This is a genomic window from Nocardia sp. NPDC051052, from assembly GCF_044456045.1.
Classification (GTDB): domain Bacteria; phylum Actinomycetota; class Actinomycetes; order Mycobacteriales; family Mycobacteriaceae; genus Nocardia.
In genome coordinates this window covers 87683-103134 of the sequence record NZ_JBITFL010000017.1, presented here as the reverse complement: position 1 = coordinate 103134, position 15452 = coordinate 87683, and the positions used below count along the sequence as shown (strand labels likewise).

The window sequence follows — 15452 nt, the reverse complement described above, 5'->3', positions numbered from 1 at the left end:
TGCCGATCGAAGGAGATTACTCATGACATCTGTCGGGCGTCTGCGCAGCGTGGTGCTGGATTGTCCGGAGCCGCGCAAGCTCGCCGAGTTCTATATCGGTCTGCTCGGCGTCGAATTGACCGCGAACGAGGACGACACCTGGGTTGTCACCGTAGATGGCGAAGGCAGGCGGATCGTCTTCCAGGCCGCGCCGCAATATAAGCCGCCGCGTTTCCCGGATCCCGAAGCGTCCCAGCAGATCCACTTCGATGTGTTGGTCGACGACATCGACGAGGCCGAACCCAAGGCGCTCGCACTCGGCGCAAAACTGGTGCAGCCCAACGATCACGATCAGTTCCGGGTCTATGCCGATCCGGTGGGGCACATCTTCTGCCTTATGTGGTTGTAGCCGCGCGGCACCCGGCCAAGGTGGCCGCCGTCAACTCTGTCACGACATCGCCGACGTCGCGCCGGGCGTGGAAAGCGTTGAGCTGCCGCATTGCTCCGTTGCCGCGAGCAAGCACGGCCGCGAGTGAGTCGGTGACCAGTTGCTGGTCACCGAGCTCCTTGAGCGCCGGGCCGACGTAGCCGAGCAGTTCGGCGAGCAGGCCTACCACCGGCATGATGCGTCCGTGTACCGGGTCGACGGCGTCGCCGTGGAGTCCGGTGCGTGCCGCCTTCCAGTACGCCGCGCGCAAGATCTCGTCACTGACCGGCGGCGGGGAGATGTTGCGCGCCAACGAGTGCTGCGCGGTCATCACCGTCGCGCGCACCAGCGTCGCGAGCAGCACCGTCTCCTCGACCGTCGCGGGCACATCGCTGACGCGGACCTCCACCGTCGGAAAACTCGGCGACGGACGGACGTCCCAGTAGACCATCTTCTTGTCCAGGATGCTGCCGCTCGACAGCATCATCGAGACCATCGCGTCGTACTCGGCGACCGACCCGAAATACGGTGGTGGACCGGCGCTGGGCCAGCGCCGCCACAGAATGCTGCGCCAACTGGCGAAGCCGGTGTCGACGCCGCGATAGATCGCCGAGTTCGCGGTGAGCGCCAGGAACAGCGGCAGCCACGGGCGCAGGAAATTGCTGACCTGCAAGGCGGTTTCGCGATCGGGCACGGCCACGTGCACGTGGCAGCCGCACAGTCCCTGCTCCTGCGCGAGCATGCCGAACGCGCTGGCGATCCGCTGATAGCGGGGTGTGGCGGTGACCGGAAACTTGTCCGGCACGGTGGGTGGGATCGCCACCGCGAGCAGCTGGGCACCGTTCTTCTCCGCGCAGGCGGCGATGCCGCAGCGCAGATCGCGCAATTCCGTCGCCAGCTCGGTGGAATCGGCGTGCACGCCTGTGCTGGTTTCCACCTGGCAGCGGGTGAGTTCGAGTTGGAGATCGATACCGAGTTCGGTCGCGGTCCGCGCGACCTCGACGTTTTTCGCGACAGGCAAGCCGGTGTCGGGTTCGACGAGGAGAAATTCTTCCTCGACGCCGACGGTCGCAGTGTCTGCGTCCATGCAGGTAGGTTACCCGTCCTCGAGGGCCGTACGCGTGGTTTGGCTGCCATGCGGCGCTGGGCGGGAGCACCGCGAGACCGAACGGCCCCGCGGTTCTCCGCGCGCTAGGCCATGCTTGGACCGCCGGGTCAAATGCCGATTAGATCTAGCACTGAACGAACCCAGTGGCTAACCATGCCGATGATCATCGGACTCTCCTTTCACCACTTCAGGGAACTGCGTCGTAAGCACCAGATTGCCGCAGTGCGGCATACCCCAAACGGCGATCGCCCGGACGTCCACCGGACATCTCGTTCACCGCACTGTCAGCTTGCGCCAGCGTTGCGGTGCGTCGCCGTAGCGGCGTTGAAAGGCCCGGCTGAACGCGGCATTGGAGGTGTAGCCGGTGTCGGCGGCGATCCGGGACACCGGGTCGGCGGTCGAGCGCAGCAGCTCGGCGGCGTGGTCGAGGCGGCGCTCGGTGACGTAGGCCGCCGGGGCCTGGCCGAGCAGGCGGGTGAAGCGTTCGGCGAACGCGGAACGGGACATCCTGGCGTCCCTGGCCAGCGTGGTCACGGTCCACGGTTGGGTCGGATCCCGGTGGATAGCGGCCAGCACCGGCCCGAGTGCCGGATCCATCGCCGCCGTGAGCCAGCCCGGCTCGGCGTCGTGCCCCGCGAACCAGGCGCGCAGGGTATGGATGAACAACAGGTCCAGCACCCGCGAAATCATTGCCGCGGCACCGGGATTCGGGCTGGTCACCTCGATCAGCAGCACCGGGAGGATGGCCGCGAGCCACGGCCGGTGGCTCGGGTCCGCCGGAATGTGGATCGCGCGGGGCAGCACCGACAGCAGCGGTGCCGCGATGGCCTCCTGCACCGCGAAGGTGCCGGTGACCCAGCGCGGCGCCTCCGGGTCGGTGAGCTCGGCGTCGAGGCGGAAGGTGTCCGAAGCCCGCAGCGGCCGCGCAGTCGCGCCGGCGCCTGCGCTGAGTGAGTGCGCGTCGCCACAGCCGAGCAACACCAGGTCGCCGGGCCCGAGCAGGATCGGCGGATCGTCACCGACGCGCAGCCGGATGCTGCCGCACTCGACGACGTGCAGCAGCCGGATGCCGTCCGGAATGGTCACCTCGAACGGAGCGGGCGGGGCGAACCGGGCCACGGTGTCCCCGTGCAGCCGGACGGCCTCCAGGATTTCCGAGAACGCGTCGAGGTCCTCGGTCTGGCTGAACACGATCGACGCTCCTGGAGTTTCGGCAAACTATCTCGACTTCTGAAGCATAGCTATTGCCTGATTGTCCGGCTAACTTGGAGCTTGCTCGCCGCGAGAGTCCTGCCGTTCCATCGTTGAAAGGTCGAACAACCATGCGTAACAACAATTCTCGCGACACCGCCAGCCGTACCCGGGCGGCACGTCGCGGCCTGCGCACGGCCGCGCTGACCGTCGCCGCGGTCACGCTGGGCATGACCGTCTCGGCCTGCACCGCGTCCGCCGACAGCGACCCGACGCCCGCGCCGAGCGGCCACAAGCCCGCCGTGCTGCTGGTACACGGTGCCTTCGCCGACGGGTCGAGCTGGAGCAAGGTGGCCGCGCAACTGCAGCGCGACGGCTATCAGGTGACGACGGCGGCGGTGCCGCTGCGCGGGCTCACCTACGATGCCGCGTATATCCGCAGCGTGCTGGACGGGCTGCCGGGCAAGACGATTCTGGTCGGCCACTCCTACGGCGGTGCGGTGATCACCAATGCCGCGACGGGGTCACCCAAGGCGGCGGGACTGGTCTATGTGGCCGCGTTCTCACCGGACGAGGGCGAACCGGTCGGCGCGCTGGACGCGAAGTTCGGCGGACCGGCCACCAAAATCGGTGTCCCGCACGAGTTCCCACTGCCCGGCGGCGGATCCGGTCAGGAGCTGACCATTGCGCCCGACAAGCTCCACGACAACTTCGCGCAGGACCTGCCGGAGAGCGAGACGACTGTGCTCGCCGCCGCGCAGCGCCCGATCGCGGTGGTTTCGTTCATGGAACCGAGCGGTGTGCCTGCCTGGAAGTCGCTGCCGAGCTGGGCCCTGGTCGCCAAGGACGACCACATGATCCCCGCCGACGGACAGCGGGAGATGGCCAAGCGGATGAACGCCACCACCGTCGAAGAGGCGGGCAGCCACGCGGTCGCGCTATCGCAGCCGAAGGCGGTCACAGCGCTTATCGAGAAGGCCGCGGACAGCGTGCAGGGCTGAGCGAGAATCCGCCGAGCGGCAATACAACAGCGTTTCTCAGGAGAACACAGCTGCTTTTCTCAGACAGCCGATCAACACTGTGTTGGCGTGAGTCATCTGGAATTGCCGTTTCTCGTGCTGTTCGGCACGATCCTCGCCCAGCCGATCGGTAGGCGGCTCGGCGTGGCTCCGGCCGTCTTGATGACGGTGTTCGGTTGCGTGCTCGCGTTGATCCCGGCGGTGCCGGATGTGCGGGTCGCGCCGGATCTGATTCTGCCGCTGCTACTTCCGCCGCTGCTGTACGCGGCGGCCCGGCGCACCTCGTGGCGGACGTTCGCGCAGAACTGGAGCGCGATCGCGCTGCAGGCGGTCGGGTTGGTCGTCGCCACCGCGGCGGTGGTCGCGGTGGCGGTGCATCTGTGGGAGCCCGCGGTGCCGTTGGCCGTCGCGTTCGTGCTCGGCGCGCTGGTGGCGCCGCCGGACCCGGTGGCCGTCGGCGCGCTGGCCGGTCGGCTCGGGCTGCCGCGCAGGCTGGTCGCGGTGCTGGAAGGGGAGGGGCTGTTCAACGACGTCACCGCGATCGTGCTGTACGGGATCGCGGTGCAGGCGGTGGTCACCGGTCAGTTCTCCGCGTGGTCGGCGGCGCTGGATTTCGTGGTGTCCGCGGTGGTCGGCGTCGCGGTCGGCCTGGTGTTCGGCTGGGGCGGCAGCTGGCTGATGCGCCGGCTCGACGAGGCCGCCTGGCAGGTGGCGTTGGGTCTGGCGCTGCCGTTCGCGGCCTACCGGCTCGCCGATGCCTGGGGCGGGTCGGCGGTGCTCGCGGTGCTGGTGTGCGCGCTGTATCTGACCGACGCTGCCACCGATTTCGGCGACAGCGACTATCGGCTGATCGGCGACTCGTTCTGGTCGATCATCGAAATGCTCGTCACCGGAATCGCTTTCGGCTTGATCGGGCTGGAACTGGCCACCGTGTTACGCGACGCCGGCCCGGATTGGCCGCGCTTCCTCGGTGTCTCCGGCGCGGTGATCGCCGCGGTCGTCGGCGTCCGGCTGGTCTGGTTGATGGCGACCTGGGCGTTGTTCGGTCGGTGGTGGCGGCGTCGCGAAGCCGACGAGCCGTACACCTGGCGCGAGACCATGGTGACCTGGTGGGCGGGGCAGCGCGGCGTGGCCACGGTCGCCTTGGCCCTGGCCGTGCCGCTCACCACCGAGTCGGGCGCCGACTTCCCCTGGCGCAGCGGAATCCTGTTCACCGCCTTCGCTTTGGTGCTGTTCACCCTGCTGATCCAGGGGCCGACGCTGTCACTCGTGGTGCGCGCCACCGGGGTTCGCGTCGACACTGAGGCGGAGCGGAATATGGAGCGGCAGTTGTGGACTCGCATTCTGCGCGCGGAGCTGAGCCGTCTGCAGGAGGTGGCGCACACCGAGAACCTGCCCGACGAGGTCTATGACCGATTGCATGTCGGCATCGAAAGACGGCTCGCCAGAGCCGATCCCGAGGCCGCCGACGATGCCAAGGCGGCGGCGGAGCGCAGCTTTCGGCTCAACCGCAAGCTCGCCAGGATCAATCAGGAAATACTGACGGCCGGGCGCGCCGAAGCGATGTCCGCCCGGCGGGAACCCGGCGTGCCGCCGGATCTGGTCGATCGAGTGATGCGCCGCCTCGACCTGCGCTCGCCTTAGTAGGGCAGCTTGCTCGGTCGGTACCGCACGTTGACGACCGTCGGCAGATCGTCCGAGCCGATCTCGCGTAGGCGGACCGGCTCGCCGCCGGGGTTGTCGTACAACCGGATACCGTCGCCGAGCAAGACCGGCGCGATGTGCAGGTCGATCTCGTCGATCAGTCCGAGCTCGAGTAGCCGCCGGCCGATCGTCGGCGAGAACACCTCGAGGTTTTTGCCGCCCGCCGCCGCGCGCGCGATCCGCACCGCTTCGGCGACGTCGCAGTTCAGGAACGTGACTCGGTCGTCGGGTCGCGCGTCCTCGGGGTGGTGGGTGAGCACGAAGATCGGCCCGTGCCAGGCACTGCCGTACGGGCGGTCGTCGCCGGCGGCGTCCCAGCCCTTGCGGCCGCCGAGCACGGCACCGGTGGTCTCGACATATTCGCCGACCAGTCCCGGGCGGAACGCGAACCCGGTCATCCAGTCGTGCCCGTTGTTCGGCCCCGCGACGAAGCCGTCCAGCGACATCGTGAAGTGCCAGAGCACCTTTCCGTCGGCGGTCTGCGGTTCGGTGTCCTGCATCGTCTTCTCCCACCGTCTGATTGCGTATTGCAATCGGTAGATTCACCGTAAGGCATCTGCTTGCGTTTTGCAATCAGATGGCTCATCGGCGGTAGTAGGCCTACTTCGCATCCTCACAGCAAACAGCCCGGCGAAGCTCCCGAATCCGCGTCCGGTCTGCTGCTACCGTCCGAGACCGTGACTACGGACAGCGGGGAAGCAGCTCGTTCGGACCGCCGCCTCGGGCTGCGCATGTGGCTCTTACCGGTGGCCACCCTGGCCGTGTTCATGGCCCTGCTCGGCACGATGTACCTCGACTATGTGGTCGATCCGGAAGAGAACATGCACGATTTCCCGATCGCGCTGGTCAATCAGGACGTCGGCGACACCATCGGCGCGCCAGGGCAAGAGCGGCAGGTCAAGTTCGGCGACGAGGTGACCGAGGGCCTGAAGAAGGCGGTGCCCGCGGACAAGATCGACCTACAGGTGCTCCCCGTGAACGAGGCCTCGCAGCGGATGCAGGACAACAAGGTCTACGGAACCATCCTGATCCCGAGCGACTTCAGCAAACGACTGGGCATCCTCGGCGTCGGCAGTGTGATCCCCGGTGACATCCAGCGCCCGATCATCACGTTGCAGACCAATCCGCGCAGCGGCGCCTTCGTCACCGAAATCGTCACCCAGATCGGCAGCCAGGCGCTGGACCAGGTGAACAAGCAGGTCGGCGCGCAGCTCACCGAACAGGTCAAGGCGCAGCTCGCGCCACCACCCGGCGGGTCGCCCGCCCCCGAGCTGAGCGGCGCCACCCGCGTCGCCCTCGCGGAGCCGCTGCAGATCGTCACCGAACCATTCCATCCGCTGCCCAGCGGCACCGGCCAAGGTCTCACGGCCTTCTTCTACGCGCTGCTGCTCCTGCTGGCCGGTCTGGTCGGCTCGATGACCATCCACACGATGATCGACGCGCAACTAGGCTTCGTGCCCACCGAGTACGGGCCGTGGTTCGTGCACTTCCCGCCGACGCCCATCTCGCGGTTCCACACCCTGCTGATCAAGTGGGGCGTGATGGTGGTGACCGCGAATGTTGTTGCGGGCGTGTTCCTTATCGTCGGAAACGCGCTGGGCATGCCGATCGATCACCCGCTCGGGCTGTTCCTCTACAGCGCGCTCGCCATCATCGCTGTCGGCATCACGGGATTGTCGATCCTCGCGGCGGTTGGTTCGGCGGGCCTGCTGCTCAACTTGATCTTGTTCATCATCCTCGGTCTGCCCTCCTCTGGCGGTACCGTGCCGATCGAGGCGACGCCGAAATACTTCGGCTGGCTCGCGTCTTTCGAGCCGATGCATCAGGTGTTCCTCGGCGTCCGCGCGATCCTCTACTTCGACGCCAGCGGGCCGGCGGGCCTCAGCCGGGGCGTCTGGATGGCGGCGCTGGGCCTGGCCGTCGGCCTCATCCTCGGCACCATGATCACCCGGTTCTACGACTACAAAGGCTTGCGCCGCACCGGAACCGGGCGGCCCGCACCGGCATCGCGCGTGTGATGCTGGTTTGTCGAGGATCAGACACCGCTACCTGCGGTGGGCACGCTTGGTGCCGCCTATTGCGGTCTGTCCGACGCGAGGCGCCAGGCTCGTCCGTTCCTGCCGCAGCCGCGGCGTCTCCTGCGTAACCTGAGTCGGCGAGTTGCCCGGCGGCCTTGGTGTCAGCCGATTCCCTTCGACCAGAGAGCGTTTCGTGACTGCTGCTCAGCTTCCTTTTCCGGTCCGCGATGCCGAGCGCAAGGTGCTCGATCGAGTCGCCGAGTTGGCGGAGGGATTTCGGGCCGTCGCGGCCGAATACGACGAGCGGGCCGAGATCGCGGTCGGGCATCTGACGGCGCTACACGACGCGGACCTCGATCGGGCGGTGTTACCCGAACGAGTGGGCGGGCTCGGGCTGAGCTACGCGGCATTCGGGCACGTGGTGTGCGTACTCGCCGAGGCGGACCCGTCGACCGCGACGATCTGGACCATGCACGCGGGCGCGGGCGTCGCGCTCGCGGAACTCACCGGCGAAACGCTCGGCTCGTTCTTCGCCGACGAGTTCCTCGCGGGCAAGCGATTCGCCAACGCGCTGTCCGAACCGGCCAGCGGCAACCGCTTTCTCAATCCACAGCAGGATGCCGTTCCGGCCGCGCGCGGCTGGTCGCTCACCGGGGCGAAACGCTTCGTTTCCGGCTGCGAGATCGCCGAGTACCTGCTGGTGAACGCGCGGGTCGACAATGTGCCGGCTTTCTTCGGCGTGATTCCCGACGAAACGGTCTCGACCATCCCGATCTGGGACACCCTCGGCCTGCGGGCAACGCGCAGCCAGCTGCTGTCCTTCGACCACACCGTGCTGCGCGCCGAATATCGTGGTCGCGCACCGGGCTTCGGTGACTTCGCGGTGATTCCCGCCGGTCTGCCCGCGATCTCCCTCGGCATCGCCGACGCCGCGTTGGACGCGCTGGTCGAGCACGCGCGGTCGCGGGTGATCCTCGGTAAGCCGCTGTCGCATCAGCAGTGGGTGCAGTACGATGTCGCCGACGTGCAGACCAGGCTGGCGGCCGCACACGCCTTATACGAGCGCGCGCTGTGGGAGGCTGACAACGGGCTGCCGAGTTTCTTCCCCAACCTGTCGCGGGCCAAGTACCTGGCGAACAAGGTCGCCGTAGAGGTCGCGCAATTGGGCGTGCGGGTCGGTGGCGCCTCGGGTTACCTCAAACAATCACCCATCCAACGCCATCTACGTGACGCCGAAGCGGGGCAGCTGATGGCGTACTCCACCGAGGTGATCGCAGGCGAGATCGGCAGGCTGGTGCTCGGCGTGCCGGAAGACGAGTAACCCGCGGTTTTCGAGCGCGGACTGCGGGAGAACCTCGGCGTGCTGATCAATTCGGCCAACCGCGACGACGACGCGCGGACCGCCGACCCGAAGAACCCTGCTCACCGACACGTCGTTGTACGAGCCGATTGTCGTGATCCGTGGGATGGAGTCTCTGCCAACGCGATTCACGCCTGCATAACCGGCCTCGGTCAGAGCGGGGGGCCCGGAGCCGGAGGTGCGCCGGGTCCCTCGGTCTATTTGCCGGGGCAGAGTTGCCTCGATGCGCTGTCGGTCGCGAGTTTCGCGTCGACACAGCCCGCCGGTAGGTCGCCGTAGGTCTGTGTGCCGAAGTTGGCGGTGACTGTCAGCGTGCCGTCGCCGAAAGTGCTGCGCTGCACCAGGTGATCGTCGGTGAGCCACTGGAAGTCGGTCATCGGCGCAGTGCCTGCCGCTTGGTGCAGCGGTGCGAAATACTTTTGCAGGCGGGCGATTTCATGGCCGTGCGTGGTGAGCTGCTCCTGGTCCAGCACCAGGTTCAGTGGGGTGTTGTTCAGGATCGCGGTCAGTGCGCGCATCGTTTGTTGTTGCGGCAGTTTGTAGTACGGGAGTTCCCAGCGGTCCAGATTGATCACCGAGTCGTGCAGGACGGTCTCGTACAGCGGGACACGGTAAGCCGGGTCGAACATGGCCTTGGCTGCGGCGGCGGGTAGTTCGGCGGGCTGGAAGAACGTGCGGGGTGCGCGTGCCGGTGCCCAGCCGCCCCAGGTTTCCTTGTCGCGCTCGGCCTTCCACAGCAGATCCGACACCGGTGTCTGAGAGCCGTGGCTGTAGGCGAGCACCGTGCTCGCCCATGCGCCCGCGGACTCGGATCCGAGCACCTGCTTATCGGACAGGTTGCGCATGCGTGCCAGGCGATTGTCGCGGTCCTGTCGCTGGTTCATCGCGTGCTCGGGGCTGTAGTCGTCGAAGAGCTCGCCTGCGGCGTCGACGTCGAGAAAGTACGTGTTCGCACCGTTGGCGGTGATGCTCGCGTATCGGTCGTCGAGTAGGCGTGGATCTTGTGCCAGCGCTTGGGAACTGAGGTAGCAGCCGCGGTTACCGAAGCCGGTTTCGGGTGTGCCGTCCGCGTTGTGCACGCAGCCGGTCGGCCATATCCGGCCGGGCCAGCGCGAGCTCGGGTTGTCGGCGGTGGCGGGGTCTTGTGCGTTGGCGTACGAATCGTAGGGTCCGGCAAGATATCCGGCCTGTTTCGCGGCGTCGATCGCGTCGCGGGTCATCGGGTCGTCGCCGGCGTCGTAGCCGAGCCACATGCGGCTCAGGCCCAGATCCCGCATCTGGCGGATAGCCTCCGGTGTCCGGCCGTCGCCCCAGAGGTAGGCGTGAAATGCGCCCAATAGCTGGGAGATCGAGGGGTTCTGCCGGATCTTGTCTGCGAGCGAACGGAACTGGCCATGTTGGATCAGCCAGGCGCGGTAGTCCTTGGCGGCGGCGACGGGTGAGGCGTCGGTGAGGGCGAAAGTGACTGTGTAGTCCCGGGTATCGGCTCGGGCCGCGAACTGATGTGCGGCCGTTGCGCGCAGCTTTCCATCGGCGGAGGTGACCGTCAGAGTGGTGCCGATGTCGCTCGGGACGAGGTAACTCACGCCGCGTTCGCCGATGCGGTAACCCCAGAACGGCATGGTCAGGCCGGAGGTGAGGTCGAGGGGATTGTCGATCAGTGTGGCGTCGGGGGAGTTCCAGAAGGGGTCGCCGACGGGCAGGGATAAACCCTCACCGCGGGGGAGTCGCAGGGCGGTCGTGGTCGGGTCGGTGCCGGTTACCGGCCAGGCGATGCGCTCGTCGCGGTCGCTGCGCAGGGCGATGCGCAAGCGTCCATCGGCCGAGTCGGCGGAGACGGTCAGCCCCTTGTCCGGGTAGGTCCACGTCGCAAGGTCGCCGGTGATCCGAGCCGGGCCTGCCGCGCCGAGACCGCCCACCGCGCCGTCGGAGATCGCGATGCGCGCGCCGTCGCCGGTGACGCCGGTGATCGACAGCGATGTCGTGTCCACATCCGCCTGGCCGCCGTCGATCGGCACCAGCACGTGATTGCCGCGCTGCTCCGGTCGCGTGCTTCCGGTGTCGCGGTCGCAGGCGGTCAAGCCCGCGATCAGTAACACGGTCGTGAGGGTGGCCCCGATGCTCCGACGTCTCATGCCAGGCACGGTTCCGCGGCCGGATGAGAGTTCGATGAGACGACGCCGGGTCCCGGGCCTGCGCGGATCCGATCCGTAGTATCCGAACAATGCGCGTTTTGGTGGTGGATGACGAAGACGCGGTCCGCGAGGCTCTGGTGCGCGCGATGGACAGCGAGGGCTACGAGACCCGCGCCGCGGGCGACGGCGCCGCCGCGCTCGCCGAGATCGAACGATGGCCGCCGGAGGTGGTGCTGCTGGATGTCCTGATGCCGTTCATGGACGGGCTGACGGCGTGCCGCCGGTTGCGGGCGCGCGGGGATCGCACGCCGATCCTGATGCTCACCGCCCGCGACGCGGTCGCCGATCGGGTCGACGGGCTCGACGCGGGCGCCGACGACTATCTGGTCAAACCGTTCGACCTGGATGAGCTGCTCGCCAGGGTTCGCGCTCTGGTCCGGCGCACCTATCCCGACGACGGTGCCGTGCTGTGCTGCGCGGATCTCGTCATGGACACGACCGCGCACGAGGTCCGTCGCGGCACCCGCCTCGTCGAACTCAGCCGCACCGAGTTCGCGTTGCTCGAGGTGCTGCTGCGCAACGAGGGCCAGGCGCTGCCGCGCGAGACACTCATCGAACGCGTCTGGGGCGCCGGCCTCGGCTCGACCTCGAACTCGCTCGAGGTCTACATCCGGTACCTGCGCCGCAAGCTCGAAGCCGACAACGAACCTCGGTTGATCCACACCCTGCGTGGCATCGGCTACCGGCTGGCTCCGCCGTGAGGCTGCCGGGTTCGCTGCGCGCCCGCATCGCGCTGTTCTGCGTCGCCGCCATTGCACTCGCGCTGGCGGGCATGGGCTTGGCCGCCTATGCCGTGGTCGCCCACGAACTCGACAGCTCCCTCGACCTCGGCCTGCGCCGGGAGGCCACCCGCATCAGCCGCACGGTCGCCACGGACGCCGACGTCGCCACCGCCTCCGGACCGTGCCGATACCTGACCGCTCCGAGCTGCGTCCAGGTCGTCACCGCCGACGGGCGGATCGAATCCGAGCACGACCCGAACCAGCCGTTACCCGTCGACTCGGCCACTATGGCGGTTGCGGCAGGCAGTCGACCGGCCTACTTCAGCGACATCAGCCTCGACGGCTACCGACTCCGGATGTACACCGCGCCAATACATTCCGGTTCCGCAGTGCAAATCGCTCAACGCTCAGACCCCGTCGATACCAGCCTGCGCCGGGTCGCCTACGCACTCCTGGCCGCAGCCGCGATAGGTACCCTGCTCGCCATCGCGGCGGGGCTCTTCGCCGCCCGCCGATCGGTCGCCCCGGTCACCGCCTTGACCACGGCCGCCGAACGCATCGCCGGCACCCGCGACCCTCGCCACCACATCACCGTCACCGGTCCCGACGAACTCCAAAGCCTGGCAGGCAGTTTCAACGCCATGCTCGACGAACTAGACCAGGCCCTGACCGCCGAGCGCGACTCCCGCGCTGCCCAACACCGCCTGATCGCCGACGCCTCCCACGAACTCCGCACCCCGCTCACCGCCCTCCGCACCAATATCGACCTACTCGGCCGAGCCTCCCGCCTCAGCAGCGCGCAACTGGACGAAACAGCGTCCGCCTTACGAACTCAGTCCGACGAACTGTCCGGCCTGGTCACTGACCTCATCGATCTCGCCCGCGCCGACGACCCGTCGGCCTCACCCGAAACTCTCGAAGACCTACGCCTGGACCTGCTCGTCGCCGACTGCCTTCACGCAGCCGAACGTCATTGGCCCACTGTGGCATTCGAATCCGATCTGCACCCCACCACCATCCAAGGCGCGCCCGCCCGCCTGGCCCGCGCCATCACCAACCTCCTCGACAACGCCGCCAAATTCAGTCCACCCCACGCCTCCATCCACGTCGCTCTCCACCAGCACGACCTGACCGTCCGCGACCACGGCCCCGGCATCCCACCCCCTGATCTCCCGCACATCTTCGACCGCTTCTACCGCTCCACCGCCGCCCGCACCAAACCCGGCCACGGCCTAGGCCTCGCCATCGTCAAACAGGTAGCCGACCTGCACGGCGCTACTCCCACCGCCGAGCCAGCCCCGAACGGCGGCACCGTATTCCATCTGACCTTCCCGCCGCCAACGCCTGACCCCCGATCTCAGTGAGCACCGAAACTGCTTCGACCCCAACAGGCAATTGCGAGACCATGGCACAATGCATGATGGATGGCCCGATCGTCTGATAGTGCGCCCCCTGACCCACAGCGACGCTCACCAGGTGGCCGGCTGGCAGTACGACGGCCCGTGGGACATCTATAACCTCATCGCGACCGATGACCTCCCCACTGCCGCGGATGGCTACTCGGCAGTGACCGACAGCGCGACGGGCCGAATCGTCGGATTCTTCTGCACCGGCCCAGAAGCACGAGTTCCTGGCCTCGATGAAGACCTCGACGTGATCGATCTCGGCGTCGGCATGGATCCGAGATGGGTCGGCAAAGGTCACGGCATGGCGTTCGGCGGCACCGTGCTGAGTCACCTCCGCCGAGACCACCCGTCGACCCCGGTTCGCGCGGCGATCCAAGCGTGGAACGGCCGGAGCCGGCAGCTAGTCCGCCAACTCGGATTCGTTGAGCGCGAACAACTTCAGTGCGTCCAGGACGGCCGATCTGTCACCTACGTCGTCGCGATCTTGTCCACCACGGCCCGGTGAACGCGTACTCGCGTGCGCCGCGGTCGCCAACGCGCGGCGATCCCCAGATTTGCCGCTGGCGTGCTGCGCTCGGAAGGGGAAATATAGGCGTGCAAACCGCCTGCGGGGCGGCGCTGCGAAGTCGGGGCGCCGCCGCCATGTTCGGCCACGAGATGGGAGCCGACTGTGCACGACGTCACCGATACCACCGAGGCGCGGCCGGGTACGTCCGCCGACGAGCTCGCCGAAATCTACTCCTGGGAGGTCGTTCATGACGGCGCGACCGTCGAGTCCGGTGAGACGCGGCTCGGCGAGGCGCATCCGCTGACCGGCAGCACCGCGGGTCAGCATTACGAGATCGCGTGCGGGGTGTTCGAGCAGGCGTGCGACAGTGCGGTGGAGGAGCACCGCTATGAGGTGATGATGGCGCGGGTGGAGGAGCGAGCCGAACCCCACCCGGTCACGGTCGTCAGTGTGCATCTCCGCTACGGCGACGGGAGCATCGCGGTATCGATGACCGCGCATCCGCGGCACCGGCCGGTCACCGACACGGACATGGCCGAGTACCGTGACTACCTCGAGTGGGCCGAAGAAGACCACCGGCGCTTTCTCGAGCAGAAGGCGCTCAACGACGAAACCTTCGACCTTCCATGGGAATCTACCGAGGACGTCTGGGCCCCGGACCAAACGATCGACCAGTCCGATCCACGCCTTGCCCGCATCGCGGAACTGGAAGCCGAGGCCGCCGACATCCGTGCGGAGGTCTTCGACCCCGACCACTGCCGTGAACTCCAGTTCCGCGCCGAGCAAAAACTCCGCGAGGCAAGGACTGCGGCGGCCGCGGGCGACGAGACAGCGCTGGCCACGGCCGAACGAGAACTGGCCCACCGCGTCGAACGCGTCACCCGCTGGACCACTCTCCTCGCCGAAACCACCGCCGCCTACCTCCAGGCCGCCGCACTGGACGCCGAAGCCGCGCACGTGCGCCGCGCACTTCAGGCCGACACGCAACCGGCCGAAGCCGGTTAGATACCGGCAGCCGTCATAGCGCCAGCAGTGCGCGATGGCCGATGTGCGGATCGGCCAGTGGGCGCAACGCTATTCGCATCAAGGCGAGGGCGTTGTCGTCGCCGGCTATACGGTTCGCTTTGAGGGAACCGCAGGCCACGCATTGGTGAACGAGCTGCCATTCGCCGTTGTCCCGGGTGGACATGCTCACCGCCGCCATCCGCCCTCGGCACTGCTCGGCTCGATCGCCGGGGACGCGCCGGTCCACGTGGCGACTGGTCAAACAGTGCGGGCAGTGATTGCGGTGGGCGGTACCCGGCGCGGTGACCGATACGTCCATCCGGCATCCGATGCAGCGGAACGCGTCGCCGGATTCGCCTGCGCGGCCGTGCAATACGTCCTTGGCGCGTTGCGGGCGACGGCCCGCCGGTTTCTTGCGTGGCATGTCGCACCCCCTACAGATCGCCGAAGACTTCGAGCGGGAACGGTGGTTCGGCGAGCGGGCGGACGGCCATCCGCATCAGGATGAGCTGGTTGTCGTCGCCGCACACGGGGTGCAGCGCCAGCTCGTGACAGCGGGTGCAGCGATGCACCACGGCCCATTCGCCGGTGCGCAGCACGGCGATCGACAGCGGTGCCATTCTGGCGCGGCAGTCGGAGGTGCCACCCTCGACGTGGTCGTGGGTGTGCCGTGAGTTCAGGCAACTCGGGCAGTGGTTGCGCCGGCTGTTGTCCGGCGCGAGCGTGGCCACGACGAGACCGCAGCGGACGCAGGTGAAAGTGTCGGTGCGCAGTGCTGCGCTATGACCGTGAGAGGTGTTGTCTGACACC

At 67.6% G+C, this 15452-nt stretch carries 15 protein-coding genes; 9 read left to right on the top strand and 6 right to left on the bottom strand.

Going from position 1 to position 15452, the window contains the following annotated elements; genetic code table 11:
• Positions 1–22: 22 nt before the first annotated feature.
• Positions 23–388 (top strand): VOC family protein, encoded by a 366-nt coding sequence (locus ACIBCN_RS39285; protein WP_396997266.1) that lies wholly within the window; start codon positions 23–25, stop codon positions 386–388.
• Here ACIBCN_RS39285 and ACIBCN_RS39280 read toward each other — a convergent pair.
• Both ACIBCN_RS39280 and ACIBCN_RS39275 read right to left on the bottom strand, forming a co-directional pair.
• The gene (locus tag ACIBCN_RS39280) at positions 375–1493 is read right to left on the bottom strand and encodes a glutamate--cysteine ligase (protein WP_396997264.1); all 1119 of its coding nucleotides are present in this window, start codon (positions 1491–1493) and stop codon (positions 375–377) included. The genes ACIBCN_RS39285 and ACIBCN_RS39280 overlap by 14 nt on opposite strands.
• Before the next feature lie 294 nt (positions 1494–1787).
• Entirely contained in the window at positions 1788–2705 is a 918-nt protein-coding gene (locus ACIBCN_RS39275) for a cupin domain-containing protein (RefSeq protein ID WP_396997262.1), read from the bottom strand.
• A gap of 131 nt (positions 2706–2836) precedes the next feature.
• Between ACIBCN_RS39275 and ACIBCN_RS39270 the strand changes: the two genes are divergently transcribed.
• Both ACIBCN_RS39270 and ACIBCN_RS39265 read left to right on the top strand, forming a co-directional pair.
• Positions 2837–3706, top strand: coding sequence for an alpha/beta fold hydrolase (locus tag ACIBCN_RS39270; RefSeq protein WP_396997260.1), 870 nt, complete (start codon positions 2837–2839; stop codon positions 3704–3706).
• 87 nt (positions 3707–3793) lie between these two features.
• Positions 3794–5368 (top strand): Na+/H+ antiporter, encoded by a 1575-nt coding sequence (locus ACIBCN_RS39265; protein WP_396997258.1) that lies wholly within the window; start codon positions 3794–3796, stop codon positions 5366–5368.
• Here ACIBCN_RS39265 and ACIBCN_RS39260 read toward each other — a convergent pair.
• Positions 5365–5928, bottom strand: a complete 564-nt coding sequence (locus ACIBCN_RS39260; RefSeq protein WP_396997256.1) for a dihydrofolate reductase family protein — start codon at positions 5926–5928, stop codon at positions 5365–5367. The two genes, ACIBCN_RS39265 and ACIBCN_RS39260, sit on opposite strands and share 4 nt — an antisense overlap.
• Positions 5929–6105: 177 nt before the next feature.
• Between ACIBCN_RS39260 and ACIBCN_RS39255 the strand changes: the two genes are divergently transcribed.
• Positions 6106–7446 carry an ABC transporter permease gene (locus ACIBCN_RS39255; RefSeq protein ID WP_396997254.1) on the top strand — a complete coding sequence of 447 codons (1341 nt, stop codon included), beginning with the start codon at positions 6106–6108 and terminating at the stop codon, positions 7444–7446.
• A gap of 193 nt (positions 7447–7639) precedes the next feature.
• Positions 7640–8767, top strand: coding sequence for an acyl-CoA dehydrogenase family protein (locus tag ACIBCN_RS39250; RefSeq protein ID WP_396997252.1), 1128 nt, complete (start codon positions 7640–7642; stop codon positions 8765–8767).
• Between the two features lie 236 nt (positions 8768–9003).
• On the opposite strand, the gene ACIBCN_RS39245 is transcribed toward ACIBCN_RS39250, so the two are convergent.
• Positions 9004–10941, bottom strand: a complete 1938-nt coding sequence (locus tag ACIBCN_RS39245; RefSeq protein WP_396997250.1) for a glycoside hydrolase — start codon at positions 10939–10941, stop codon at positions 9004–9006.
• 89 nt (positions 10942–11030) lie between these two features.
• Between ACIBCN_RS39245 and ACIBCN_RS39240 the strand changes: the two genes are divergently transcribed.
• The 4 genes from ACIBCN_RS39240 to ACIBCN_RS39225 all read left to right on the top strand — a co-directional run bounded on the left by ACIBCN_RS39240 (position 11031) and on the right by ACIBCN_RS39225 (position 14642).
• Positions 11031–11702 (top strand): response regulator transcription factor, encoded by a 672-nt coding sequence (locus ACIBCN_RS39240; RefSeq protein WP_396997248.1) that lies wholly within the window; start codon positions 11031–11033, stop codon positions 11700–11702.
• The gene (locus ACIBCN_RS39235; RefSeq protein WP_396997246.1) at positions 11699–13087 is read left to right on the top strand and encodes an ATP-binding protein; all 1389 of its coding nucleotides are present in this window, start codon (positions 11699–11701) and stop codon (positions 13085–13087) included. Before ACIBCN_RS39240 ends, ACIBCN_RS39235 begins: the two co-directional genes overlap by 4 nt.
• Before the next feature lie 79 nt (positions 13088–13166).
• The gene (locus tag ACIBCN_RS39230) at positions 13167–13634 is read left to right on the top strand and encodes a GNAT family N-acetyltransferase (RefSeq protein ID WP_396997244.1); all 468 of its coding nucleotides are present in this window, start codon (positions 13167–13169) and stop codon (positions 13632–13634) included.
• Between the two features lie 165 nt (positions 13635–13799).
• The gene (locus tag ACIBCN_RS39225) at positions 13800–14642 is read left to right on the top strand and encodes a hypothetical protein (RefSeq protein WP_396997242.1); all 843 of its coding nucleotides are present in this window, start codon (positions 13800–13802) and stop codon (positions 14640–14642) included.
• Between the two features lie 13 nt (positions 14643–14655).
• On the opposite strand, the gene ACIBCN_RS39220 is transcribed toward ACIBCN_RS39225, so the two are convergent.
• The gene (locus ACIBCN_RS39220) at positions 14656–15066 is read right to left on the bottom strand and encodes an RNHCP domain-containing protein (RefSeq protein ID WP_396997240.1); all 411 of its coding nucleotides are present in this window, start codon (positions 15064–15066) and stop codon (positions 14656–14658) included.
• Between the two features lie 10 nt (positions 15067–15076).
• Complete coding sequence (locus ACIBCN_RS39215) at positions 15077–15451, bottom strand: RNHCP domain-containing protein (RefSeq protein WP_396997238.1); 375 nt, start codon at positions 15449–15451, stop codon at positions 15077–15079.
• Position 15452 lies beyond the last annotated feature (1 nt).